The sequence below is a fragment of the Streptomyces sp. NPDC060027 genome, assembly GCF_042737005.1.
GTDB lineage: Bacteria > Actinomycetota > Actinomycetes > Streptomycetales > Streptomycetaceae > Streptomyces.
Genome location: NZ_JBHWVI010000128.1, coordinates 1 through 24,739, shown reverse-complemented (window position 1 = coordinate 24,739; position 24,739 = coordinate 1). Strand labels below are relative to the sequence as shown.

The following is a 24,739-nucleotide window of genomic DNA, read 5'->3' as shown; positions in this document are numbered from 1 at the left end:
GCGCTGGATCGTCGAGCGCACCTTTGGCTGGCTCATGCACCACCGCCGGCTGGCCCGCGACTACGAAACCCACCCCCACCGCTCCGAAGCCATAATCCACATCGCGATGATCGACCTCATAAGCCGCAGACTCACCCGCGAATCCACCCCCAACTGGCGCGACGCCTGAACCTCGAACCAAACAACCTCACCGGGACAAAACGCTCTTTAACACAACGAGGTGGATTGGTCCTGAATACCATGTCTAGGACGAGAGTTGAGCGTTCGATTCCGAGGTGGGGCGTCACCGTGGATCGTGCCGGATGGAGGTGGGGCCGGCTTGAGCCGCTGTTGCCGCATCGTGAACGGCGCTTCGGGAATCCGGACCGCAAGCTGGTGCCGGGCAGGGAGGTGGTGCGCGGGATCCTGTAGGTGCCGCACACCGGGACCCAGTGAGGGATACCGCCTCAGGAGCTAGGCTTCGGCTCGGGCATACCGTGCTGGCGCAGGCTGCGGGACGGGAACGAGGCCGGCGTCTGGCAGCGGCTGCACGAAGTCCCGTTTGGGATCTGGACGAGCAATCGCAACGACGTCACTCAGTTGCTTGCCTTGCTCGTCGCGATCCCACCAGTCCGCGGCCGGGTCGGCCGTCCCTGCCGCAAGCCGGACTCGCTGGTCCTCGCTGGCGTCATCCTGCCCGCGATCGTCCGCCGCGAAATCCCGCATGGCACCGGACGGGACTGTAAGAAGTACGGCTGTGGCCCGTAGTCGGTGGTGATGCCGGGTAGCGGTCAGGGCAGGAGGATGCGGTGGCGGAGGAGGTCGAATCCGGTGCGTCCGTGCATCTGTCTCATGATTCTCTTGGTGTGGGTGTTGATGCCTTCGGTGCGGCCGTTGTGGTAGGGCAGGGTGAGGCCGGCGTTCACGGCGGACCGGTCGATTTCGAGACTGTTGGTGAAGCTGCGCAGGTGAGGAAGGTTGATGGCCCGGGCGGTTGTGATCCACTCGGTGAGTTTCATGTCGTTGCCCTCGGCCGGTTTCAGTAGAGTGGCGAAGCCGTGTACGAGATCGGCGAGTGCGGTCATCTCCGGGCAGGCCGTTGTGATCTTCTCCAGCAGGGTCGTTTCCTTCGGGCGCAGGGTTTCGGGGTCGGTGAGCAGGAGGCGGCCGGCGTGACATGGGGTGGGGTGGTGACGGGGCGGTCGCCTTCGGCGCGGCCCTGGTTGAGTAGCGGACCAGCAGGTTGGCGCTGCCGGTGTAGCCCAACTCCCGGATCTCTGCGAGGAGATGGGTGACCGGGACGGCAGGATCCTCGGCACGGCGCCGACACAGATGCTCGCGGTAGGGGGCGACGAGGGTGGGCCGGTAGGCGGGGGCGATGCGCAGGGCCTGGGGTTCAGGCATGCGGGCGTAGCGTTTGACGGTGTTCAGGGCCAGGCCCAGGCGGCGGGCGCAGTCGAGCAGGCCGGCGCCCTGGCCGAGGAGGTCGTGGATCTTGTTCCAGCGTTCGCGGGTGGTCTGCTCGCGTACTCCGCCGGGGCGGGGCGGGGCGGGGCGGGTTGATGGTGGCCCAGCATCCGGCGTGGGTGCGGACCTTGAGCTGGACTTTGTCGCAGAGATTTCGCCAGAGGTGCCATCGGTCGCTGACCTGCACCGCGTCGGGCAAGGCTCGGCGGACGGCCTCGGCGTAGGTGGCCGAGCCGTCCCGGCACACGACCTTGACACCAGGGTGTTCGCGCAGCCAGGACTCCAGGGTGGCCGCCTCGCGGTCGGGCAGGACCGCCACGCGTCGGCCGGTCTCGGTATCCGTGATGATCGTGGCGTAGCGGTGGCGGCGCAGGGCGAAATCGTCCACGCCGATCACCCGCGGGATGGCCTGCTGAGGCAGCGGCAGGCGCCGCAGATGACGCAGTGCGGTACTCCGGGAAGCGGGCACGGCCAGCAGGCCGGCCAGGCGTGCGGCCGCCCGGCCGCATAACTCCCGCGCCACCTGGGATATCTGCCCGACAAGACGCACCGTGCGGCGCTGACGGCACTCCAGCAGTCCGGGAATCTGCTCGTGGAAGGTCTGGCGCCGGCAGCCCAGAGCCGGACAGACCAGCCGCCGTACGCGTAGGTGGTCGACGACCTGCCGGCCGTCGACCGGCACGTCCCTCACCGTTCGGCGGTGATAACCGTGCACCTTCGCCGTCGGCGTCCCGCACACCGGGCACGGCACCGCCACGTCCCGGGGCCGGGCCGAGACCACCACCGCGTCACCGCCGTCCGCCACATCCTCGACGACCAGCGCCGAAAGCCCGGAAAACACCGTCCCCGTAAGGGAGTTGATATCCACCACAAGATCATGATCAAGGGAGGCTCCCCGGCGTCACCACCGACTAGATGCTGTTGGTGATCTTCATTCGTTTCGGTGAAGTCATGTCGTGGTTGGCCTGTGGATCGGTGCGGTGTGCTGCGCTGGTCTGGGCGGGGTGGTTCGAGCGGTCGGAGGGGTGGCCGCGATGTCGATGGGTTCAGGTTCGGGGCGGATGATTCCGTCGTTGACGGTGCGGATGGCGCGGGCGAGCAATCCGCGGGGCACGGCGGCCATGTGGGTGCGTGACCGGTTGGACGAGTTGTTCACCGATGAGCATTTCGCCGATTGGTATCCGGCTGATGGGCGGCGGGGGTTGTCGCCGGCTCGTCTGGCGATGGTGTCGGTGCTGCAGTACGCGGAGAACCTCACTGATCGGCAGGCCGCCGAGGCGGTCCGCTGCCGGTTGGACTGGAAGTACTGTCTGGGCCTCGAGCTGGATGATTCGGGCTTTGACCATTCCGTGCTCAGCGAGTTCCGGGACCGCATGGCCCAAGGAGATCGGGCGGATCGGCTGCTGGCCGTGATGGTCGACCACCTGGTCGCTGCGGGCCTGGTCAAGCGGCGTGGTGCGGTGCGCACGGACTCCACGCATGTACTCGCTGCCGTTCGCAAGCTGAACCGGGCGGAGTTGGTCACCGAGACACTGCGGGCCGCTCTGGAGCAATTGGCTCTGGCGGATGAGCAGTGGCTGGCGCCGTTGATCACAGCTGATTGGGCGGACCGGTATGGACGTCCGGCCATCTACCATCGACTTCCCAAGGGCAAGGCGGCCTTGGAGGAGTACGCGCTGCAGGTCGGTGCAGACGGAATGCGGCTGCTGAGGGCCGTTTTCAGCGATCAGGCCCCGCCGCGGCTGCGGGGTTTGCCGCAGGTGGAAATTCTGCGGCGAGTGTGGGTGCAGCAGTACTGGTTCGACAGCTCGGGGCGGCAGCGGTGGCGGGGACCGAAGTCCACCAAGGACCGGTTGAGCAGGCGCAACATGCCGCGCAGAGCCGCTTCGCGTCCCGAAGCGGCGGGAAGGCCGGACCCGGAGAAAGCCAGTGTTCCGTGGGCCAGCATGGAGATCATCTCTCCCTATGACGCCGAGGCTCACTACAGCCAGAAGCTCACCGCGTCCGGAAAGAAGGAGTGGATCGGCTACCGCGATCACCAGAGCGAAACCTGTGGTGACGGTCCGCACGTGATCGTGCAGGTCACCACCCGGCCGGCGCCCGAGCAGGACATCGACGCCCTCGAACAGATCCATCAGGACCTGGCCCGGCAGGGGTTCACGGACCTGGAGCATTTCGTCGATGCCGGATACATCACTCCCGAATCCATCGACCGGGCCGCCCGCGCCCACCGGGTGGTACTGACCGGTCCGGTTCGGGCCGACCCGAGGGCCCGTGAGCATCCCGGCTTCACCAAGGCCGACTTCACCCCTGATTGGGAGGCCCGCACCCTCACCTGCCCCCGCGGGGTGACCAGTCATCCCTGGAAGGCGACGCGGGGTGACGGGCATGAACGGCTGTCCGTGCTGTTCCCCAAGCCCGCCTGCCGGGTCTGCGAGGCCCGGCAGGAATGCACGGGCACTGCAGAAGACCGCAGCCGGCACATCATCTTGCTGCCCCAGCACCTGCAGGAGATCCAGACCCGGATCCGACGCGAGCAGGACACTGTCCAGTGGCGGCAGCACTATGCGATCCGGGCCGGCTGCGAAGCCACCGTCTCCGAAACCGTCCATGCCCACGGACTGCGGCGTTGCCGCTACCGGGGCATGGCCAAGACACACGTCCAGCACGTTCTCACCGCCGCCGGAACGAACATCATCAGACTGAGCGGACACTTTCCGCCGGATACTTTCCCGCCATGCCAGCCCCGTCCGGCCAGCCGATTCAAGCGACTCTGCCGAACCCTGACCCTCTGAAGATCACCAACAGCATCCCCGGGCCAGAGCCGTTCATTGGACAGTCCCCAACCGTCGCTGTCACGGACATCCCGAAAGAAGACCGCTGCCTGCGCCCCACTTTGACTCATAGCGCAGCGTCCGCAGGCTGGTCCGATCCCTGGAGAGTATGGCTCTGATGACTGCCTGCGCGAAGTCCAGACGCACCACGTTGGGTGCGGAAGTGGTCGGCGGCGGCGACCGTGGCCAGCACAAGAGCTGTGGCAGTGGCAGCGGCCCATCCCGCGAAGGCAGTCGCAAAGCCAAATGGAAGGGAGGCCGTAGCACCAAGAAGGCGCTCAGCGGTGGGTCCGGTGCCGAGCACGGCTCGGTATCCGGCGTGGCCCAGTAGAAAGATCGTGGTGCCGCAGCCGAGCCACCACGGATTGGCATGGTGAGCGAAGTGGTGGATGGCATCGGTAATGCCTGCGGCGATGAGGATGACGCCGATGACCATGACCAGGTGACCGAAACCGAAGGGGTACATGGCCAAGAGCTCCCGGCGGCGATCGGGGGCCCTTTCAAGCGTGGTGGCGGCGCGGTCTTCGTCTCCGTTGAAATAGATCCACCAGAGACTTGCGGCTATGGCGATGCCCAAGGTCACTCCGAAAGCCAGAGTGAGGCCGACCGCTGCTCCCTGCGCGCCCATGCCGATCGCGATCACGGATTCACCCAGGACGAGGATGATGATGAGGCCGTGCCGTTCGACGAAGTGGTGGGGCTCGATGACGAAGCCGCGCACACCTCCGAGGATCGGTGAAAGAGCGAGTACAAGGATGGCGGTGCTCCAGCACAGCCAGACGCCAGGGCCAGGCAGGCGGGGGGCTGCCAGGACGAGCAACCCGGCGGCAGTGTTGAACGGCACGGTGCGCACGATCGCGCGCTGGGCGGATGCTCGGTCAGCGGACAGGAAGAGCAGACAGTGGATGCCAACTGCCGCCAGGTAGGCGAGCGGGAAGGCAACACCGTCGGTGTCGAAGGCAAAGGGCAGATCCAGGCCCATGATGAAGAACGCCATCATCGCCAAAGCCAGCAGAAGCCGAACTGCCGCGGCATCCGGGCGGACAGCATTGGTGAGCCAGCTGAACCCCAGGAACATCCACCACACCACGGCCAGGGGCAGCAGGGCGTGGAGCAGACCTGGCAAGCCAGGATGCGACTCGATGTGGTGCGTGACCTGAGTGATGACGAAGACGAAGACGAGATCGAAGAAGAGCTCGATCGATGTCACTGCGCCCGTTGCCGCTTGAGTGCGCAGTCTGCGTCGCCGGGGCGTGTATAGGCTCAATTGCAGTCCTCGTCCTCGTGTCCTCTGTCTCGGCGGCACCTGCAGTGCCGTCGGCCTGCGCCGGGCCGCCAGGCGCGGGTGCAGCGCAGTCAGCCGAACCCTCGCCCACGATCCGCCTGACGCAGAGGCGGCCGGGAAGCGGATCGCAGACCATGCGCGCCAGGAATCCCGAATGTGCGCAAGGGTTGCTAGTGTCCTGCGCCGGAAGTTCGTAGAGAGTTCCAGCGGTGCCGGCAACGGCGGCGCGCCTGGTCGGCGGGCGAGGTCTGGCATCGGCAGCGCACGACAACTACGAAGAGATTTCCGGCGCAGGCCACTAGTTAGGCGGCAGTTGCGGAGCTGTGATGCGTCGTCGGTACGCGACTGTGTTGGCTCGGAGCTGGAGAGTCGAAGAAGGTGAGCAGGACCATCTGGCGACACCATGCCATCCGTTCCGCGTAGCGCAGCGGGTTGTCTCCTGCCTCCTGCGCGACATGGCGGATGCACGCGCCGTTGAGATCGGTGCCGAGTTTATGGAGCACCGCGCCCCTGATACGGTTCAGTGCCGGGTGGCTGCTTGGTTCCAGTGACGTACAGAAGAGCGCGTAAGTCAGTGCCGTAAGTACGTCCTCGCCTACCGCCTGGCCGGCTGGGGTAGTGAGACGCATATTTTCCATGCTCATGAAATCACATCCAGTTCCGCATCCGGAGCCCGATCTGGTTGCTTGGACCGGTTTTCGGGACTACGGCTATTCGTCGGCAAGGGAATCGAGTCATCGAAGCGGCTGGGCTGACTCCGATGCTGTCGAACGCGCCGGGGCATGGTTCTCAAGCTGTTGCGGACTCCACCGTCGCTAGGAACGAGAGGCCGACCACTTCGTGGTCCGTCGCCGGAGTCGCCTGCACTCTCATTTGCTGCCGTCAGCCGGCCAAGTGAGCTGACCTCAGGTATCTGCGGTCGGAGAGCTGACCCGCTTGACCGGAGCGTGTAGCAGTGCGCGCGGCACCGGGAGGATCCGAGCCAGGGGTGCTCCCTTCGGCAGGGCGAATCCGCCGGGGCCGTCAACCCGCATGACAGGGGCAGGGTTGAAGGGGTAAAGGTCGGTTGAGATGATGCCGCGCAGCCCTTCCAAGTGACGCGCAGAGTAGCCATCGATGAGCGTGGACCAGCCGCTCGGAGTGGCTACGAAGAGCCAAGGAACGACGGTGATGTGGGGTTCCTGCAGTTGATCGGCCACGCGGTTTGCGTAATTGGTGAGGAGTTTGAGAGCGGTACCCGACAGGTTTGCTCCCACATCGTCCCAGAGTGCGGCCAGCTTCCGTGCAGGGCGATCTATTTTGACGAACGGTCCGGAAACGTAAGATCCGTCATAGCGTCCATTGATTCTGCATATGGTACGGACGTCGGCGTAGGAAAGCGTCTCCTGATAGGGGTGACCTTCAGCCGGTCCAGTAGACGTTACGAATTCGCTGAAGCTTCTTATGGTGAAGCATTCCGGTCCACCGAGATCGATGATGCGGCTTTCCTGGTTTACCCATGAATCCGACCGTTCTCCTTGGACGAGTCGGCGGTACTTTCCTGTTTGTTTCCTTCCCTCGCGTCGCGTCGTGTATTCCGGGTCGTAGAATTCGTCGAATTCTGTCACGAGGGCCGGGTTGGCGCGGATGCGTTCCGTGCGGAGGGATGTCTTGGCGAGCAGCGGAGTGAGGCATGCCAGCTCTCCGCGGTTGAGTGCGGTCGCCGTGTTGATCGACAGGGGGTCGAGACGGAGGACCAGCGGGACGAACTTTGTATCGTCGGCAATGACCGATTCGCCGACATGGATGCGGCATCGCCTGTTGAACGCCGGCCCCAGGAGGATGCAACTACCTGGCGCGGCACGGGCCAGCAGGCCCGTCCAGATGTGGATCTCTCCGTCCGCCGTCCACATGAAGCCCTGCTTGAGGAGCCGGTGCCAGTACCCGTCCTGCTCAAGGACTCCGGCGGCAATCAGCCGGGGAAGTGCAGCGGCGTGCAGCGCGCTGATGCGTTCCTTGACGTCACGACTCGTCCGGAGTCTCGGCGGCCGGGAGGCTTCCAGGATCATGGTAGGAGCGAGCCTCAGTTGCACGCCGGCACCGTTGCCTTCGAGGAACGGCTTGCAGCCCTGTGACGCCCTGACCGGAATAGAGCCGTCGAGTGTCTGAGAGCGCTTTTCGGCTATGAAGAAGCCGTCGAGTGCATCCATTATTTCCATTGAATGGCTGACTGTCGTGAAATCTTCCACTCTCGCCTGAATGTCTGCCACTCCCATGGTGTCCTCTTTCCTTTAAGAGGAAACCCCGACCTGGCGGCAATGAATGATCCGCAGGCCGGGGTTTCTTCAAATCTGTCCGGATCAGCCAGAGATCAGGATTTCATTGTGGTTCGGAATGATCGCGGCAGCGTATGCTCCCGTCTCACTCTCATCATCGAAATCCTCTTCAAAGTCGACGATGACGACATTCTCGTCGATAGAGTTCATGACTGGCCTCCTTTGGCCGTGTTGCCCATAGGGCTTCGTTTGAACCTTGATGTGCGGGATGCAGGCGTGGATTTTCCGCGACTGCATTCCCACGCTTAGGAAGTTTTTCACTCGTCACCGTCGATTCACTGAGTATTTTGTACTCAACTCCAGAGTCCTCGGTAACGCCCGTGCCCCGGAGAAGAACAGGGCCGCCGGGGCGCGGACGGTCGGGCGCTGATTCTGCTCGTCACCGTCCAGCCAGGCACTTCCCTGGGCGGCACCGGATGCATCTTCCGCCTGCAGCACAGGCCGGGCCCGATGCCAGGCACAGGATCGGTCCCATCCGAGGAGCTCCTGATCCGATCGCGGCCCTCGTCCGGCGATCCGAGCATTGATTGCTCAGGCGGAGCGGGTACCAGATGTCTAGATTCGTGACCGTCCAGGCAGACATGAAAGCGCGTGGCGGTGGATGTTCACCGAGCCGGAGCGTGCTCCGCGCACGTCTCTTCCCCACCCGCACCATCACCTGCAGGCCGTTCCTGACCATTGCGGCTTCGGTATCGCATAGCCCCGGTCCACCGTGGCTACCCGCGATCCGGCAACGGATAGGGGCTCCGATGGAAGTTGCCCTCTGCCCAGCACGCCGACGCAACTGAGGGGACCACGTGAACCGCTCCGCTGACACATGGTCAGAGCAGGCGAAACGCATCCCTGGCGCAGACGAGGCCGCGCTGCGCCGCTCTGTATCGCGGGCCCGAGTTCACGGGGACAGCCGATCACGGATCCGCGCGCAGTTGGCTCTGGCGCAGGCGTGGCAGAAAGAGGGGCAATACCGCCGCGCGGGACTGCTCCTGCGGCTGACCCTGGCCTCCGCCGAGACCGAATACGGTCCGCGCTCCACAGAAGTCGCCGCCATATGCAACGCGTGGGCCATGGTCGGCAAATACGCCGGCACGTTCGAGCTGGCCGAGGCACTTTACCGTCGGTCCCTGGCAATACTTGAGGAACTTCACGGCCCTTGGCATGCCAGTGTGGCAGCTGTGTGTCACAACATCGGCGGGCTTCTGCATGCTCAGGGGGAGCATGCTCGGGGGGAGCCCTGGGCACGCCGCTCCGTCGTGATCCGCGAGAGACTGATGGGACCGGACCACCCGCACACCGCGGCTGACCGTGCCGCATGGGCGGCTCTCCTGGAGGGGCTGGGCCGCTACCAACAGGCACGAGAGATTCTGCAGCGCACACTCGACGCCTATCTGCAGATGTACGGGGAGGAGCACTACGAGACAGCCATCACTTGGCACAACCTGGCAGCACTCGCGCATCGTTCGGGCGACCTTGACGCCGCCCGTGTGGGCTACGAGCGGGCGTTGAGGGCAAAGGAACGTGTGCTGGGTCCTGGCCATCCCGAGTGTGCGGTGACTGTCGTCAACTTGGCCGCATTGCACCGTGATGCGGGCGAGGCCGCGCAGGCGCTGGCTCTGTATCGGCGCGCCGTCGATGTCCTGGAGCCGGCTGTTGCACCTGGCCATCCCGTCCTGATGGCGGCCCGCGCCGGGGTTGAGTCTTCGACGGTCGTGCAGTGAATTCGGGCGCCTGTAGGGGCTGTTCCCGCTCTGCGGTGAGGTGGCAGTAACCCCCGCCACCGTTCCAATGACTGAACCTTCAATCCTGCCATGTGAGCACAGCACCGAGTTCGCCCCGCCCGGCGATGCCCAGCTTGCCGTACACCTTCTGCAGGTGATTATTGATCGTTCGCACCGAAAGATGAAGCTTGGCAGCTGCCTCCGCACTGGTCAGACCGCTGCGTACCAGCTCTGCAACCTCACGCTCGCGGCCCGTCAGGGAGGCGACGGTCTCAGATCTGGGGATTCCGGGAGTGCTGGCGCCCTCGCAACGGCTGATCAGCCGGGCCGCACGATTGGCCTCAGCTGTTGCCCTGCGCTCCTGCCCGGAGGTCCGATAGGCGGTGCATGCCTGGGTTGCCGCCTCAGCGGCAACCAGCAGTGCGCCGGCCTCCTCGAACCACGCTGCGGCATCGCTCAGAGCCGCGGGATCCCCGTTCGCTGCGGCAGAGGCATGTGCAGCACGGGCGTGGACCATGGGGCTGTTGCAGCGAGCAGCCAGCGCCGCCAGCTCGTCAACGGCGGGCTCTGGATCTCCGAGGCGGACCATATCGTGCAGTAGCGCGGCGGCCACGGCCAATTGGCCCCGATCGCAGGCCTTACCTGCTTCCGCCCGCAGATGAGCCACCGCAGTATCGATGTCGCCGCTCGCCGCTCTTGTCCAGGCGTGCGCCTTCGCGTTCAGACCGTCCCAGTCCACGGTCGGCTGGAGCAGTTCGGCTTCCCTCAGCCGCTGACGTGCGGAGTCGGCGTCCCCCAACTGTCCATAAGCCACTGCCATACCGGTCAGGGCCATGCGCTTCGGGGCCTGGTGATGCCGCTGCGCCAATCCGACAACGTCCCGATACCAGCGCACTGCGGCGCGCAGGCGCCCGCGCTGAAGCAACAGATGGCCGAGGAACGCCTCAAATGTTGCCAAAGCATAAGGAACATGGTCGGTAATGGCTGCCGTCACCGACTTCCGCAGGGCCGCGCAGGCCTGTTCCAGGTCGCCGCTTTCGGCCAGGACATAGGCATTGAGTAGATAGTCAGTGCCGGGGTGCAGGAAGAACACGAAACTCTTGGGCTGCGCGCGCCGATAGGACTCCGACGCATCCAGTAGAGCCTGCGCCTTTGCGACATCGCCATGTACACAGTGCGCGCCCACATCGGCAAGGGTTCTCAGCGGTGATCCGGCCGGGTTGGGGTGGGGCGTTGCCGCAAGAGTGCGCAGGGCTTCGCCGATCCGGCCGCTGAAGAACTGGTTCGTTGCCTGGCCGGCGGCGATTTCTGCCTGTTCCCTGCCGGAGAGGGACGCGAACGCCTCGGCAAGCTTCACATCCGACGCCTCCAGTTCGAGGAGCTCCCAGTAGAGACCATAAGATGCGGCGAGGACGGCCTGCGTCTTGACGGCCCCTGTGGCTGCCCCTGTTGCTGCGGCGGCCAGCGATTCCCCGGCTGCGTCCACCAGCCCCTGGCTCGTCAGTGCCTCGGCCAGCAGAAGTGCGCCTTCCACATTCTCCTCGGTGCGCAGGATGCCCCGTGCCAGACGTTCCACAGAGGGGAAGTCGAACTCCAGCCGGGCCAGCCTGGCTGCACGCAGCAGCAAGGCCGGGTCGGCTGTCCCCGATGCCTCCAAACGCCACGTTGCGATGCGAAGCACGTCCTCGCTGCGGCGAGCTCCCAGCGACTCCAGTCGTGTCGCCTGCTGCGCAAGGATTGCTTTGGTTGTGTCCGGTTGCATGAGAGAGCGGATGACGTTGCCGTGCATAGGATGAGACAACCGAAGCTGATGACGGCGATCCGCGACGGCGACACAGAGCAACCCGGAGCGCTCCAGTCGTTCAATGGTCTGGATCAGTAGGTGTCTGTCCCGTCCTTCGATGGCCAACTCGTCCACTCCGAGCGGTTCGCACAGGGCCAGGCGGTCCAACACTTCCTGTGCTTCTTGTCCTGCCTCTTGCAGTCGATTTTTCACCAAGTCGGTCAAGGAATCCCCGGGTTCCAGATGGCCAGCCAGCAGCCACATTCCGTCCTGATCGAAAAGCTTTCTTTTCTGAAGGGAGACGACAAGCAATTCCCGCAGATACGTCAGGTTTCCCTGACACGCCCTCCAGATCTGATCCACAGTCATTTCGCCGACTGGGCCGTCGAGCAACCTCACCAGCAGGCTTTGGAACTCGGCCTCGTCCAGAGGGTGAAGGTCGACGCGCATCGACCGGTCCCGGGACCACAGGGCCGGTACGGCGTCCGGAACTGGTTCACCCTGGGGAACAGTGGACACCAGGAAGATCAAACCGCCGTCGAGGAGCTGCGAGAGAACAACGAGCGACAGCTGGTCCAACCGGTGCAAGTCGTCAACGAGAATCACAAGCCGTGTGCTGCCTGAGATCTTCTGGACGGACAGCTTCACCTGCTTGAAGAGCTCGAGCATGTGCAGCCCTGCACCGATGTCTTCGGGTGAGGTCACGATGCCTGCGACGAGCTCGTGCGGCACCAAGGGGCTCAGCGGACTGAGAGGGATATGCGAGTTGCCAGGAATGGAATCCAGGCGAAGAGTGCTGAAGCCTGCGGCCTTCGCAACACTGAGGAACTCCTCGCCCAGCCGCGTTTTCCCGACCCCCTGGGTGCCATGGATGAGAATTGCACAAAGATTCGACTCGAGGCTGTGACGGAAGAGATCAAGCTCCGCAGCGCGCCCGGTAAAAGGCCATGCGTCTGCGACATTCCGCTGGACTGTCATGGATCGATTCTACTTCCGTGCGATCTGTAGAATGTTCTAGTTGATGGGCGGTATCGCTTCGGCGAACTGGTGCCCCCGAGATGAGAGGCTGGCGGTGGAACCCCGGGCACGGAAGCGGCTGGCTCTCGCTGCGGCACAACCATCACGGACAGAGCCTTCGAGGGAAGCTCGGCACAATCGGATGCTTCTCGACACAGCAGAGCATCTGCCGTGACCGCGGTCGCCTGCTTGGTTGCGGCGCGGGCGCTGTAGCGGTGTAGCGAGAACCAGAGCGTCGCAGCCTCTTTGTGGACAGGTGTGCCTGCAAGGTGATCTTTGCCTCTCACCTCCTTGCCCGCTGAGGCATGAAAAGATCGTCGCCGTGGCAGCTGCTGCCTCTGTGGCGTACGCATGGCCCCCGGGTGTCGGTTGCGTGGTGAGCATGCCTGCGCTGTGAGGGACGAACCTTTGCCGATCCGCCACTTTGAACCCAATGTAGGGGCCTTGGGGTGACGGTGGAACCGGTCGGCGTGAACGCACTGTCTCGAATCGTGTACGGAAGAAGAAGGAGTTTCGGTGGGACGGGCTCCGACAGTTGGTGCGTGCCTCGCCTGCCGGGCAAGCCGCGTACGCCGGGTTCCTGCCGCGTAGCTGCTGGTGAGGCGGTAGGTCTTGCAGGGAAGGGCAAGCGGCTTCCGTGAAACCCTGACGGCTTTCCCGCTGTTTGTGCGGCTCGTATGTAGCCTGTCGATGGACGCTTTGGCGGTGAATTCAAGACTTTGTGGCGTTCGGCCCGGCGGTAACTGCTGGCCGTGTGCGTCAGCGATCGATCAGAGTGAAGCGGGGTGGAGGACCCGGTTCGAGGTGTCGGTGTCTGCGGGGAACGGTATCCCTGCCCGCCCTTAAGTCCAGCGGGGATACCGGTAGGTGCAGGGGCAGCGTTGAAGGGGACCCGGCCGCTGTACCGGCCGTCCGGTGAGGGCTGGAGCGAGGCCGCCGGTCCTACGGTTCTGCCCTCCCCAGCCCTGGATGGGCGGAGGAGGAAGCGGGACTGCCTGTTGCCGGGGTGGGGCTACTTCAGCCATCCGCTGGCGAGGGCCTGCACTGCTGAGCCGTCAACATCGGAGAGTTTGATGCTGGCGGTCTTCTGGCCCCAGTCGGAGGTCAGAAGACGGAAGGGAGGCCGCTCCGAGGTCAGCGCGGTCAGCACCGTGTCAGCGACCTCTGCGGGAGACTGTGCTTCATCGAGGAGCCCGAAGAGCACCTTCAGCCAAACTCGCAGAACATCGGCGTATGGTCCGGCCTTGGCGACCTCATCGTCCAGGTCGACGCCGACATTGTTGACGAACTCGGTCGCCACGGCACCCGGTTCGACGACTGAGACGGTCACGCCCAACTCGGCCGCCACCGGCGCCAGGCTCTCCATGTAGCCCTCGACGGCAAACTTGGCCGCGCAGTAGGCCTCGTTGAAGGGCTGGCCGATGATTGCGCCAACGCTGGTGACGGTGATCAGGCGGCCCTTAGAGGCTCGCAGATGCGGCAGCGCGTCCTTGGAGACCTGGAGCGTGCCGAAGTAGTTAACCTCCATTACTTCGCGCACGCTGGCCATGGAGTCGTTCTCGAGTGTTCCCAGGTGCCCGATACCCGCGTTGTTGACCACTGCATCGAGACGACCGTAGTCGCTCACGAGGTTCTCGATGGCGGTGGCGACGGAAAGCTCGTCGGTGACGTCGAGCTTGCGGATGTCGAGTTCAACTCCTGCATCTGCGGCAGCCTGGCGCAGGGCACCTGCACGCTCCGTGTCTCGCAAGGTCGCTACCGTCTGCCAGCCGGCACGGGCGGCTGCGATGGCGGTGGCCAGGCCGATACCTGAGGAAGTTCCGGTGATGAGGACAACTTTTGAAGACATATCGCTGGGTCCGCTTTCGTGGGAGGTCACCATTAAGGTGCGTGTACACACACCTTAATGATTCCGTGTGCACACACGCAAGCGGTAGGATGGGTTCCATGCCGCCCAAGAAGCTCACGCCGGCCGAGATGCCCCCGGCCGACTACGCCTTCTACGGCCTCGTCTGGGCCGGAACCGTCCTTACCGAACACCTGGACCGTGCCCTGACCAAGGCTCACGATCTGCCGGTTTCCTGGTTCGAAGTGATGCTGTGGCTCGCCACCAGTACCGAACCCGTGTCGGCGTCGGTACTCGGGAACAGCACGATGCTCAGCCGTACTCAGGTTTCTCGCGTGGTCGATGCGCTCCAGAGCCGTGGCCTGGTCGCCCGCACCCAGTCTCCGCGTGATGCCCGTTCCGTCGAGGTGTCCCTCACGGAGGAGGGTCGTCGTGTCTTCGAAGAAGCTGATGCAACACGCCGCGCTTGCCTGGCGCCGGTCTTCACCGATGTGCTGGATCATCGCGACATCGAGGCGCTGAACACGGTGTGGCACAAGTTGAAGGCGAGTCAGGACTTCTGACCGTCCGCAGCCTGGCATGGTGCGGGTGGCTAACCCAAGGCGCTGGGCATCCATGCTCCCTGCAACGTCGACACGCGTCGTGCGAAAACCGCGGAGTGGGCTTCTGGGGGCCAGTCGCCGGGATCTGTCTGGCCTCGTCTGGGGGACGTGCTCGCCGTATGTCGTGAGCAGGGCCGGGCCTTTCGCGATTCGGCTCGGGGCTCGGGCGGTACTGGCGGGCTGTACTTCCGTTCGATCAATATCGGTCGACACGGCGTGTGCCTCTCGGGCTGGTGCCTCGTGGTGGATGGGCTGAGGCCATGAGGTGGTGTCGGCTCGCGATGCGGTGGAGATCTGATCGATGCGGCCGAGATCTTGCCGGCCCGGGCGGGGCCAGCCGGTCGCTTCTGTTGCAGCGCGGGCCGGCGGGGTGTGCCCGGTTGCGCAGTGCTGGTGATCTGTCATCCCGACGATGTGGTGAAACGGCGATCTTGAAGGGATGCGTTCACAGTCTGGAGTGAGTGAGGTCAGGGGATGCCTTGTGGCTGACCCAAGCACGTGTTGCCGTCTATGGAGCGGGGCATTTGATACTCGGCACCTCCTCGCCGCGGACGCCTTGCAGGGCCGCCGAGCAGGTGCACAGGGATTTGTGTCGCTGTTCCCCGGCTCCTGATTGCGTCCGAGGTCCTGAGGTCTGCCAACCAGAGGTGTCCGGTCTAGGTCTGCGCACCTGTGGTGGCGCGCTGTGCGAGAACGGTCAGGGCGAGTTGGGCCCAGTGAATGTTCTCGTGCTCGAAGGAGATGCCGCGCAGGAGGGTCAGGTAAGGACCGACTCGTTCCGAGTGGGTTAGATGATCCCCTTCGGTGCGTCCGTTGAGCAGGCGAGTGCGGAGCCTTTCGTACCCGGCCAGTTTCGTCTTGGACCGCTCGAGTTGTTGGGCGAGTGCCGCCTGGACGGCCGGGACGTCGCCGACGTCCACGGCCTGGACCTTCACCATCAGTTCGTTCCGGATAGCACCCGACTTGGCGGGTTCGGAGGTGAAGTCGTGCAGTGCGCCGAGTCCGGCCTCGGTGAGCGAGAACAGCCGCTTGTTGGGTCTGCGTGCCTGCTGGACAACACGTGCCGCGATCAGGCCCTCCTGCTCCATCCTCTCCAGCTCCCGGTAGAGCTGTTGCGGGGTTGCCATCCAGAAGTTGGCCACCGAGGCGTCGAACCCCTTGGCCAAGTCATACCCCGATGCCTCGCCTTCCAGGAGCGCGGCCAGGACCGCGTTGCGCAATGCCATGCACTCACCTTACTCTACAAACATTCTAGTCAATGAATTGAATAGTAGGAGAGTTTCATGAAGCCGTTCCGGGAAGCTGTCGAAGCGCGCAACCACGACGCGGTCGAGGCGCTGCTCGCCGAAGACGTCGTGTTCACCAGCCCGGTGGCGTTCAAGCCCTACCAGGGCAAGGCGATCACTGCGGCGATCCTGCGCGCCGTCATCCGCGTCTTCACCGATTTCCACTACGTCCGCGAGATCGAGAGCACCAACGGCAGAAACCATGCGTTGATCTTCCAGGCGACCGTCAATGGCAAGGAGGTCACCGGATGCGACTTCCTGCACGTTGACGACGACGGCAGGATCGACGACTTCATGGTCATGGTCAGGCCGCTGTCGGCGGCCACCGCCCTGGCCGAGGCCATGGGGGCGCAGTTCGACCGGATTCAGAAGGAGGCACTGACCGGATGAACGACTTCGACGCGATCGTCATAGGAGCGGGCAACGCCGGTCTCACGGCGGCAACCACCCTGCAGCGTGCCGGAGTTCGAACGCTCCTCGTGGAACGGCACAACGTTCCCGGCGGGTGCGGCACCTCGTTCCGGCGTGGCCGGTTCGAGTTCGAGACGGCCCTGCATCAGCTCTCCGGGGTCGGGGCGCAAGGGCAGGAATACTCCCTGCGGGGGCTGTTCGAGAGCCTAGGCGTGGCTGACAAGCTGGATTTCATCCAGGAACACGACCTGTACAGGTCACTCGTGCCCGGCCACCATGATGTGACCCTGCCCGCAGACTGGGACGGCGCCATCGATGCCCTCGAAGTCGCGTTTCCCGGCAACCGCGACCGGGTCGCACGATTCTTCCAGCTGCTGAAGGACATCACGTTCTGGCAGATCGCTGCGATGCGCGGGATGCCACGGGAAAGTATCGACCCGGTGCTGTTCGGCCACGGCTTGCGCCCGGCCAAGGACGTGCTGGACGAGTACTTCGACCACGACGGACTGAAACACGTACTCGGCATGTACTGGACCTACCTGGGTCAGCCCCCGTCCAAGCTCTGCTTCCAGGACCTCGCCCTCACTCTGTTCGCCTACCTCGAGTTCAAGCCCTGGCACGTGCGCGGCGGCTCGCAGGCCATGTCGACGGCCATCCTGGACTCCTTTCTGGAGGCCGGTGGACAGGCCCGGTTCAACACCGCGGTGGAAAAGATCCTCACAAGCGGAGGACGCGCGTTCGGTGTCCGACTTGATGACGGACAGGACGTCACGGCCGTCGACGTCGTCTCCAACGCCTCCCTTCCAGTCACCTACGGCATGCTCGAGCCCTCCGCCGTGCCGTCCGCAGTCCGCAGAGACCTGGCCACTCGCAGGATCGGTGTGTCGGGGTTCGTTCTGCACATGGGACTGAACACCACTCCAAAGGATCTCGGGTTCACCACCAGCACCAGCTTCGTCAACCTCGACACCGACAACGACCGCACCTACGACGGATGGTCCTCGCTCGCCGAGCCGGCCCGCGGGATCTGCATGTCCTCCTACGACGTGGCACCCATCGGGTTCGCGCCGTCCGGAGCAACGCACGTCAGCCTGATGACTCTGCAGTACGCCGAGGCGTGGAACAAGATCGAGCCCGCCGACTACGCGCGCACCAAATTCGCCTACGCCGAGACCCTCCTGGACGTGGCCGAACACATGACGCCGGGCATTCGCGACACGATCGAGGAGATCGATGTCGCCACCCCGATGACGATGATGCGCTATCTCGGCCACCCCGGCGGCGCGATCTACGGCTACGACCAGGACGCCACCGAAGGCTGGCTATTCCGCGACAGCGAACGACACACCCACGTCCCCGGCCTGCACCTAGCCGGATCCTGGGCCGGCATCGGAGGCTTCCAACCCACCCTCGAAGCCGGTGCCCGCGTGGCCCGCCGCCTGCTGAGGTCCAAGACCGCCTGACCATCGGAGACCGCCATGAAACACCCCCTCGCCGACCAATTCGACGGCGCTGCACAGATTCAGGAAGAACTCGAAGCCCGCGCAGCCGACACCAGCGACCACCCGGCCCGAACCCGCCTGACGGTCGACGCCTTCCACCCCAAGCGTCTGACCCTGACCGTCGCCGAAGTGATCACCGAGACCGCGACGACCCGCACCTTCCGCCTGCAGCGGTCCGGCGGCGGCAACCTGCCGCCGTTCCTGGCGGGCCAGTACATCAACGTGTTCGTCGATCGCACCAGCCGCCCGTTCGCGATCTCCTCAAGCCCAGCCCGACTCGACCACTACGACCTGACCGTCCGCCGGGTCCCGCACGGCCGCGTCAGCAACCACCTCATCGACACGCTCACCGTCGGCGCCGTCCTCACGACGACCGGGCCGATGGGCACCTTCCACCACAACCCGCTCTTTCACGGGGACGACGTGGTGTTCCTTGCGGGAGGCTCCGGAGTTGCTCCGGCGATGAGCATGATCCGAGACATCGTCGACCACAGTCTCAAGCGTCGATTCCATCTCATATACGGCTCCCGCAACATCGGCGATGTGATCTTCAGGGCAGAGCTCGAAACGCTCGCTGCCGACCACCCCTACATCCGGGTCGACCACGTCATCCTCACCCCGTCCAGCGAGTGGGCAGGACCGACAGGACTCTTGACGTCACGGACCCTCACCATGCTTGCGGGTACGTTGGACCATCGAATGGTCTACGTTTGCGGCCCCCAAGCGCTCTATCCTTACGCATTGGCCCAGCTCACAGGTCTCGGCCACCCCCGCAGCCGCATCCGGTTCGAGGCTAACGGTGCCCCCACTGATCCCACCACCCAGCCTCACTGGCCCTCCAGCATCGACCCCGCTGAAGAGGTCACCGTCACCACTCGCGCAGGAAGCTTTCGCACTCCCCGCAATCGTCCCCTCCTGGATGCCCTCGAGGACCAGGACATTCGGCCCGAAGCCGCCTGCCGCTCCGGCGAATGCAGCCTGTGCCGCGTCCGTGTCCGTAAAGGCCGGGTCCACAACGCTGAAGAGGCCCAACTTCGCTTGTCAGACGAGAAGTTCGGCTACACGCATTCCTGCGTCGCCTACCCCCTCACCGACCTCGAACTCGACCTCTGAACACGCGGCTCGACTGCCTCACCACATGAAGGTGCTGTGGGCGCGGGCGTTGACGATGTCGAGTCCGCGGTCGTGTTTGTCGGGGGTCCAGCCGGTGGTCCACGGGCAGGGGCTGATCAGCCGTCGGTGAGTCCGCCCCAGACGCTTTGGCTGGCGCGGTAAAGATGGAGGGCGACGGGGGTTCTGGGTATGTTCGATTCCCGGGGCTTTGCGCGGCCCCGCTACGCGTGCTCCAGCGCACGCAGGCCGAACGGCTTACTCGAACGGGTGTCTCGACGACGGCCCAGCGCCTCCGGCCCCCGCGCGCTGCCCCTCATGAGCATGGACCGACGCAGCATCTGCTCAAGTTCGTTGAGTCAGACAGACGCGGTCCGGACGACGAGCGAATCGTCCGTCAGGACCTTCAGCCGCGCAGTGTCGGGCGGGGGGCATGGTGGACGTAGTTCCCCAGTCGCTGCCCCCGAGCGGTCACGATGGTGGGCAGTACTTCCTGCACCCTGCACTACCGAGGTCGGTCACACTTCCCGACCAGGCGGCGGTGATCCACCGGCCCACTCCCGGATGGCCGGCCGGCTGCCCCGGGGGTACGAAGCCGACAGCCACCGGCATGCCGGGCGAAACGTCCGGCTGATCTACCGGCCGCGCCGCCACCGCAAACATCGAGGGAAGGACGCAACAGCTCCGGAGTAATTACCGTGACCTCGTCGTCCGCGCCCACCTCCAACTCGGCGCGCCCATCGTCCTGATCTGAGACAACTGTGAGACTCATGGGGCGCCGTCCGGGGCCAGGGTCTGCCCCGTGGGACAACTGGCCCAGGTTGCCTTGTTTGATCTGTCGGCCCGTGGTCCGGGCGGCGGCTGCCTGATCTCGGGTTTGCCACACCCTCTCCTGCGGTCGGTTTGACCATGGAGGGTGCGACCGGTCAGGGGATCCTCCAGTGGAGGTCCCGCTCGGCTGAGCATGGATTGCTCATTGCAGGATGATCCTGCAGACCTAGGTTCATGAATGTCCGAGGCGAACGACCACCGCAATGACGCGAGGGACGCTCGTCAACATCAATGCTATAAACGGCATTCTCTGCAGTGGAGAGATCATGAACGACACTCTGGAAAGCGTTGCTGTCGAGCTCGACGAGGCCAGTCTTCAGCTCCTTGACTTCGAGGTGGATGAGGAGTTCGAGTGGATGCCCGCGGAAGCGGCCATCAACTTCAACCACAACGAGATCCTGGTCTGTAACTAACACCGGGCTCTAGTGGGTGCCCCGGGTGGTGCATTGCCCAGCCACGGAACCCGGGGCACCCTCTCGATGGCAGTGCTATGTCAGTGAGGGCGACGTGAGACCTCTGGAAAAGCAAGTGACGGATGGGACTCATCGAGCAGTTCCTCCACATGAGACATGGGCCAGGGTATCCCCCCTGCTTCGCACCATGGGCATCACTCGTGTCTCGGATTTGACAGGGCTGGATGTCATAGGAATACCCGTGTTTCAAGCTGTTCGCCCGAATGCGGCGACGCTGTCGGTATCCCAAGGGAAAGGCATCACTCCTGAACTCGCCAAGGTGTCGGCGGTCATGGAATCCATCGAGACGTGGCATGCGGAGAATATGAGGCTGCCCTGCCTGGCCGCATCCGTCGCAGAAATGGAACCAATCCTGCCCTATTCCGTCCGGCAACTGCCCATGCCACCGCGCTCGATAGTCTCCTCAGCCACAAGGCTGCAATGGGTGGCTGGTCAGCCCGTCTGCGGCACAGCCCTCGTGTGGATTCCGCGGGACTGCGTCCTCCTGGACGCCACCGGCCCCGGAAGCCTGAACAGCCCTCCGCTTCTCAGTTCGAACTCGAACGGGCTGGCCAGCGGAAACACCGTCGAAGAGGCACTGCTCCACGGAATGTACGAGGTGATCGAACGAGATGCACGAGCCCGTGCGGCAGAGGATCGCGCAGGACTGCGAGTGGATCTCGGCACGGTCACCGCGGGGAGGGGTGCCGAACTACTCGAACTCTTCGCCGCCGCTGACATCCACGTGTGTGTCTATGACCTCACGCCTATGGCTGTCCTGCCTGTGTACGAGGCGCAGATCTGGTCCGCGGACCTCCCCATTCGATTCCGAGGTGCTGGCTGCCACGTCGACGCGGACGTTGCTCTGTGTAGAGCTCTGACCGAAGCAGCGCAGTCGCGCCTGACCATGGTCGCCGGTACCCGGGATGACATGGACGCACAGGCCTACGGCTGGGTGTCCTCACGCGCACGGCTGAGGATGCCCTTTGTGAATGGCTGCCCCACACGCCCATTTTCTGGTAACAGGCCTGCACTCGAGCGTGCTTGTGGGCTGGACGAGGATCTGGAGACGGTTGTCGACGCGGTGGTCGAACAGACCGAGACCGGTGTGTTCTGGGTGGATCTGACACGGCCGGAGATTGGCATACCCGTAGTCCAAGTCATTGCGCCAGGCCTGACGATTCAGAGGGATTTTCGATGACGGTATACCTCTTCGTTGGACCGTCACTTCCGCGTCGTATGAGGCAGCAGTGCGAGGAACGCGCAGTCGTCTTGCCTCCGGTCGCCGCAGGTGATCTTTTGCGTCTGAAAGCCGTCCCGGGTGACATCGTGGCCATCGTCGACGGGTTCTTCCTTCGCAGGCCGGCAGTAAGGCACAAGGAGATACTCGATCTGTTGGCAACCGGCGTGCAGGTTCATGGCGCGGCCAGCATGGGGGCGCTTCGCGCTGCCGAGCTGACTGCCTTCGGAATGGTCGGGCACGGGCGCATATTCGCCGACTATGCGAGCGGTGAGATCACCGCGGACGACGAGGTCGCCCTCCTGCACGGAACCGAAGAGGAAGACTACGAGGTCTATACCGAGGCACTCGTCAACGTGCGATACGCCCTGGGCGACGCAGTGGCGGCAGGACTGTTGCCGTCCGACGTCGCCAGCACGTTCCTGTCGGCCTCCTCCCGGCTGCCCTTCGTCGAGCGGACCCGTGACGCCGTGATCGATGCCGGCCGCCGAGCCGGACTGGGTACGGAGTGTGTCCGGGATGTCGCTCGTGTGCTTCGCGACGCAACGGACTTCAAGCGGGTAGATGCCCTGAATCTGCTGGCTTCGGTGCTGGCAACGCACGCACCCGCGCAGGAAACGAAGCCAGCCTGGCAACTCTGCGCGAGCTCCTACCTGCAGGAGTGGAGGGCGCAGGCCCGAGGTCGGCATGTCCGGGAACTGGGATGGATCACCGAGACGGAGGTGCACCGCCTGGCGCAGGTCGTGGCGGCCGACTATGCCACCTTCCGTGAAGCAGTGGCTCTGCGTGTGCTGGCGACGACTCATGCTGCCTCGATGGACGATTTGTTCGCATCCTCCTGCCGAGAGCGTGAACTCGGCGGCACATTGTTCGCTGACCCGAGGCTCGAACCTATGGAACAGCAGCCGACTGCACAGACGAATGCTATATCCGCGCTCCGACGTTTCGGCCTGCTTGACCCAGGTGCGCAAGGAGACCCGGGCTTGGACCGATGGTGCACTACGGCGGAAGGATCTCTTGCGCCCATCGTGCGCAGCTGCAAGGCGGCTGCCCGCGCATTGTTCCCGCACTCCGCATTGCTGTGGGGCGACCCGTTCCTGGCGGCACTGCAGGCCACCGAAGCCTACTCGCGAGTCCAGGCACAGCTGGTCGAATGCCGACGATATCATCAAGAGTTGCTCAGAAAGCGTCCGGCATTCCATCCCGCGCAGTTGAAGGGGGACAACATTCTGGCCTATTTCGCTGAGAAGTGGCGCCGGAACGACATGGAAGACGCAGTGCTGGAACGAGGGTTCGCGACCATCGACGACTTCCTGGACAGTGCCCGCAACTTCTACCTCTACGACAAGGCTCGCAGGGACGCACCCCCACTGCGTTTGATGTAGCGTGCGTGCTACACGCCGTTTCCCTCAAAATCGACGCCTTTGGGCTGCATCCGTCGTGATGGGCGGAGAGGGACGTCCAGGAGAGCGTGGCGCCGAGATGGGCAGTGACTTCAGCAAAGGAGGTCCGCGGGCGGAAGGAGTGTTGCCGGATCATTGCGCTTTTCTCGGTGGCCCGCGTCAGCCATGAGGTCAGCAACCCGCACATGGAGTGTCAGTTCGCTTGTCGATGTCCCTCAGCTCGTAGGGTTCCTCCACAGGGTGCCGCCCGTCGAGGGTCCGAACTGCACATCTCCGCGAATAAGGTCGACCAGGATGGGCTAGCAGCCCAGCAGTTGCTGGCCTCGCGTCGCACGAAGCCAGACACTGCACGGAGTAGGCCCAAACGCGCCTACCCCGGGCCGGATGAGAGTCAGCCACGGATGGTGAGGCGGGCCCAGTGTGTGGTTCCAGTGTTGTGTGTGTGGGTGCCGTGGGAGTGCGCGAGGGTGTCGATGATGTCGAGTCCGCGACCGTGTTCCTCGGGAGCGCAGGTAGTGGTCCATGCGCCGTGGGTGGGAGCCGGTCCGCCGTCGGTGAGTCCGACCCAGACACGATCGCCTACGTGCTCGCGGTGGAGATGAAGGGCCACCGGGGGCTGTGCGTGTTCGATGGCGTTGGTGACCAGTTCCGAGACGACCAGCAGAACAGTGTCGGCGCTCTGTTCGTCGAGGCGCCAGCCTTTGAGAACGGTAGCGACGATCTGGCGTGCTGTCCTGGGCGCCGTTGGGTGGTGGGCCAGGGGCCACGTGCCGCCAGAAGAAGGGGACCGGGGGGAGGGAATCGGCACCGGCCCGACGGGCGGGCGGACTGTCCCGGGCGGTGTGTCCGGTGCTGTGTGCGTGTCCGTGGTGTCCGTGGTGCCGAGGTACATGATGATCACATCCGGATGGACGGCTGCTTTTGGTGGATCTCTGGCACTTGCCGAAGAGTCGGAGCGAGATGCGAATCCGATCCCTCCAGTAATTAATCTCCGTCGAATCGGCTCCACGGGCATGAGCAACCCATGCCTAGAAATCACGTGCCGTACTCTGCAACCATCCGGGGATGAGGCGATGCTCACCGGTCTTCGCTCACCCCACCTCACCCGCCTGCAACGACGACTGGGCTTGATGCCGAGGTTCATGAGCGGTCCTGCGGATCCATGCCGTCCTGCAACGACTGGGCGAGGGCTGCGGACACCAGCGTGTCGCCCGGCTGATCGCAACACCGGGCTGCAGGGCAGGCACCGCAGACGACGCCGGCTGACGACGATCCCCGACCTGCGGGCCGCCGCCCGGCCCGACATCGCCGTCCGCAACCTCGCTCCCCGCGCGAACGGCCTCGACGCACGCTGGTGCGGTGACATCACCTACATCCCCACTGAAGGGGGCTGGCTCTATCCGGCCCCCCGCCGACCACCTGCCTGACCACGCCGATGGTGTCCGTCAAAGCAGAACAAGCTCAGGCGTCAACCTGCCACGCTCCGTGGACACTTCAGTTGACTCGACATGGGTGTACACCGTGATGCCGAGGCATCAGACTCTACGTCTCCTGATGTTCGGAGCGGCTCAGTGAGCCTCTTTCATCCTGTGCCGTGGGGATGAAATGGGCTGGTCAGCGTGGTGGTGACGTGACGAAGCCCCTCGTCGTTGGTGTGGTGA

The 24,739-nt window shown here is 64.4% G+C and carries 18 protein-coding genes and 3 pseudogenes; 12 read left to right on the top strand and 9 right to left on the bottom strand.

Annotation, left to right across the window (positions count from 1 at the left end):
* From ACFWBT_RS27420 to ACFWBT_RS27410, 3 genes and pseudogenes are all read left to right on the top strand, one after another.
* On the top strand, nt 1-169 hold a 169-nt coding region (locus tag ACFWBT_RS27420), incomplete at its 5' end, for a transposase (protein ID WP_385705155.1).
* Between the two features lie 66 nt (nt 170-235).
* A pseudogene (locus tag ACFWBT_RS27415) lies at nt 236-531 on the top strand (transposase); the annotation flags it as partial.
* A 21-nt stretch (nt 532-552) separates the two neighbouring features.
* Nucleotides 553-708 (top strand): annotated as a pseudogene (locus tag ACFWBT_RS27410) (IS5/IS1182 family transposase); the annotation flags it as partial.
* Between the two features lie 62 nt (nt 709-770).
* On the opposite strand, the pseudogene ACFWBT_RS27405 reads toward ACFWBT_RS27410, so the two are convergent.
* Nucleotides 771-2,287: pseudogene (locus ACFWBT_RS27405) on the bottom strand (ISL3 family transposase).
* A gap of 193 nt (nt 2,288-2,480) precedes the next feature.
* Here ACFWBT_RS27405 and ACFWBT_RS27400 point away from each other — a divergent pair.
* On the top strand, nt 2,481-4,241 hold the full coding sequence (locus ACFWBT_RS27400; RefSeq protein ID WP_385705153.1) for an IS1182 family transposase: 1,761 nt from the start codon (nt 2,481-2,483) through the stop codon (nt 4,239-4,241).
* A 106-nt stretch (nt 4,242-4,347) separates the two neighbouring features.
* On the opposite strand, the gene ACFWBT_RS27395 is transcribed toward ACFWBT_RS27400, so the two are convergent.
* The 4 genes from ACFWBT_RS27395 to ACFWBT_RS27380 form a co-directional block, all read right to left on the bottom strand.
* A complete protein-coding gene (locus ACFWBT_RS27395; RefSeq protein WP_385705149.1) occupies nt 4,348-5,490 on the bottom strand; it encodes a low temperature requirement protein A in 1,143 nt (380 codons plus the stop codon).
* A gap of 377 nt (nt 5,491-5,867) precedes the next feature.
* A complete protein-coding gene (locus ACFWBT_RS27390; protein ID WP_385705147.1) occupies nt 5,868-6,209 on the bottom strand; it encodes a hypothetical protein in 342 nt (113 codons plus the stop codon).
* Nucleotides 6,210-6,470: 261 nt separating this feature from the next.
* Nucleotides 6,471-7,754, bottom strand: a complete 1,284-nt coding sequence (locus tag ACFWBT_RS27385) for a hypothetical protein (RefSeq protein WP_385705145.1) — start codon at nt 7,752-7,754, stop codon at nt 6,471-6,473.
* Nucleotides 7,755-7,904: 150 nt separating this feature from the next.
* Complete coding sequence (locus ACFWBT_RS27380) at nt 7,905-8,030, bottom strand: hypothetical protein (protein WP_385705143.1); 126 nt, start codon at nt 8,028-8,030, stop codon at nt 7,905-7,907.
* A gap of 647 nt (nt 8,031-8,677) precedes the next feature.
* Between ACFWBT_RS27380 and ACFWBT_RS27375 the strand changes: the two genes are divergently transcribed.
* A complete protein-coding gene (locus tag ACFWBT_RS27375) occupies nt 8,678-9,595 on the top strand; it encodes a tetratricopeptide repeat protein (protein WP_385705141.1) in 918 nt (305 codons plus the stop codon).
* A 79-nt stretch (nt 9,596-9,674) separates the two neighbouring features.
* Here the strand turns inward: ACFWBT_RS27375 and ACFWBT_RS27370 are convergent, their stop codons facing one another.
* Together ACFWBT_RS27370 and ACFWBT_RS27365 are read right to left on the bottom strand one after the other, a co-directional pair.
* Nucleotides 9,675-12,356 carry an AAA family ATPase gene (locus ACFWBT_RS27370; RefSeq protein ID WP_385705139.1) on the bottom strand — a complete coding sequence of 894 codons (2,682 nt, stop codon included), beginning with the start codon at nt 12,354-12,356 and terminating at the stop codon, nt 9,675-9,677.
* Between the two features lie 1,051 nt (nt 12,357-13,407).
* Nucleotides 13,408-14,277, bottom strand: coding sequence for an SDR family oxidoreductase (locus ACFWBT_RS27365; RefSeq protein WP_385705137.1), 870 nt, complete (start codon nt 14,275-14,277; stop codon nt 13,408-13,410).
* 65 nt (nt 14,278-14,342) lie between these two features.
* Here ACFWBT_RS27365 and ACFWBT_RS27360 point away from each other — a divergent pair, with 65 nt between their 5' ends.
* Entirely contained in the window at nt 14,343-14,804 is a 462-nt protein-coding gene (locus ACFWBT_RS27360) for a MarR family winged helix-turn-helix transcriptional regulator (protein WP_385705135.1), read from the top strand.
* 695 nt (nt 14,805-15,499) lie between these two features.
* Here the strand turns inward: ACFWBT_RS27360 and ACFWBT_RS27355 are convergent.
* A complete protein-coding gene (locus tag ACFWBT_RS27355) occupies nt 15,500-16,069 on the bottom strand; it encodes a PadR family transcriptional regulator (RefSeq protein WP_385705132.1) in 570 nt (189 codons plus the stop codon).
* A 57-nt stretch (nt 16,070-16,126) separates the two neighbouring features.
* Between ACFWBT_RS27355 and ACFWBT_RS27350 the strand changes: the two genes are divergently transcribed.
* The 6 genes from ACFWBT_RS27350 to ACFWBT_RS27325 all read left to right on the top strand — a co-directional run bounded on the left by ACFWBT_RS27350 (nt 16,127) and on the right by ACFWBT_RS27325 (nt 23,060).
* On the top strand, nt 16,127-16,519 hold the full coding sequence (locus ACFWBT_RS27350; RefSeq protein ID WP_385705130.1) for a nuclear transport factor 2 family protein: 393 nt from the start codon (nt 16,127-16,129) through the stop codon (nt 16,517-16,519).
* The gene (locus tag ACFWBT_RS27345) at nt 16,516-18,003 is read left to right on the top strand and encodes a phytoene desaturase family protein (RefSeq protein ID WP_385705128.1); all 1,488 of its coding nucleotides are present in this window, start codon (nt 16,516-16,518) and stop codon (nt 18,001-18,003) included. Before ACFWBT_RS27350 ends, ACFWBT_RS27345 begins: the two co-directional genes overlap by 4 nt.
* Nucleotides 18,004-18,018: 15 nt before the next feature.
* Nucleotides 18,019-19,155 (top strand): FAD-binding oxidoreductase, encoded by a 1,137-nt coding sequence (locus ACFWBT_RS27340; RefSeq protein WP_385705126.1) that lies wholly within the window; start codon nt 18,019-18,021, stop codon nt 19,153-19,155.
* Between the two features lie 1,094 nt (nt 19,156-20,249).
* Complete coding sequence (locus tag ACFWBT_RS27335; RefSeq protein WP_385705124.1) at nt 20,250-20,396, top strand: hypothetical protein; 147 nt, start codon at nt 20,250-20,252, stop codon at nt 20,394-20,396.
* Nucleotides 20,397-20,412: 16 nt separating this feature from the next.
* The gene (locus ACFWBT_RS27330; protein WP_385705122.1) at nt 20,413-21,636 is read left to right on the top strand and encodes a YcaO-like family protein; all 1,224 of its coding nucleotides are present in this window, start codon (nt 20,413-20,415) and stop codon (nt 21,634-21,636) included.
* Between the two features lie 128 nt (nt 21,637-21,764).
* Entirely contained in the window at nt 21,765-23,060 is a 1,296-nt protein-coding gene (locus ACFWBT_RS27325; RefSeq protein WP_385705120.1) for a TfuA-like protein, read from the top strand.
* A 409-nt stretch (nt 23,061-23,469) separates the two neighbouring features.
* Here the strand turns inward: ACFWBT_RS27325 and ACFWBT_RS27320 are convergent, their stop codons facing one another.
* Nucleotides 23,470-23,970 (bottom strand): ATP-binding protein, encoded by a 501-nt coding sequence (locus ACFWBT_RS27320; protein WP_385705151.1) that lies wholly within the window; start codon nt 23,968-23,970, stop codon nt 23,470-23,472.
* Between the last annotated feature and the right edge of the window lie 769 nt (nt 23,971-24,739).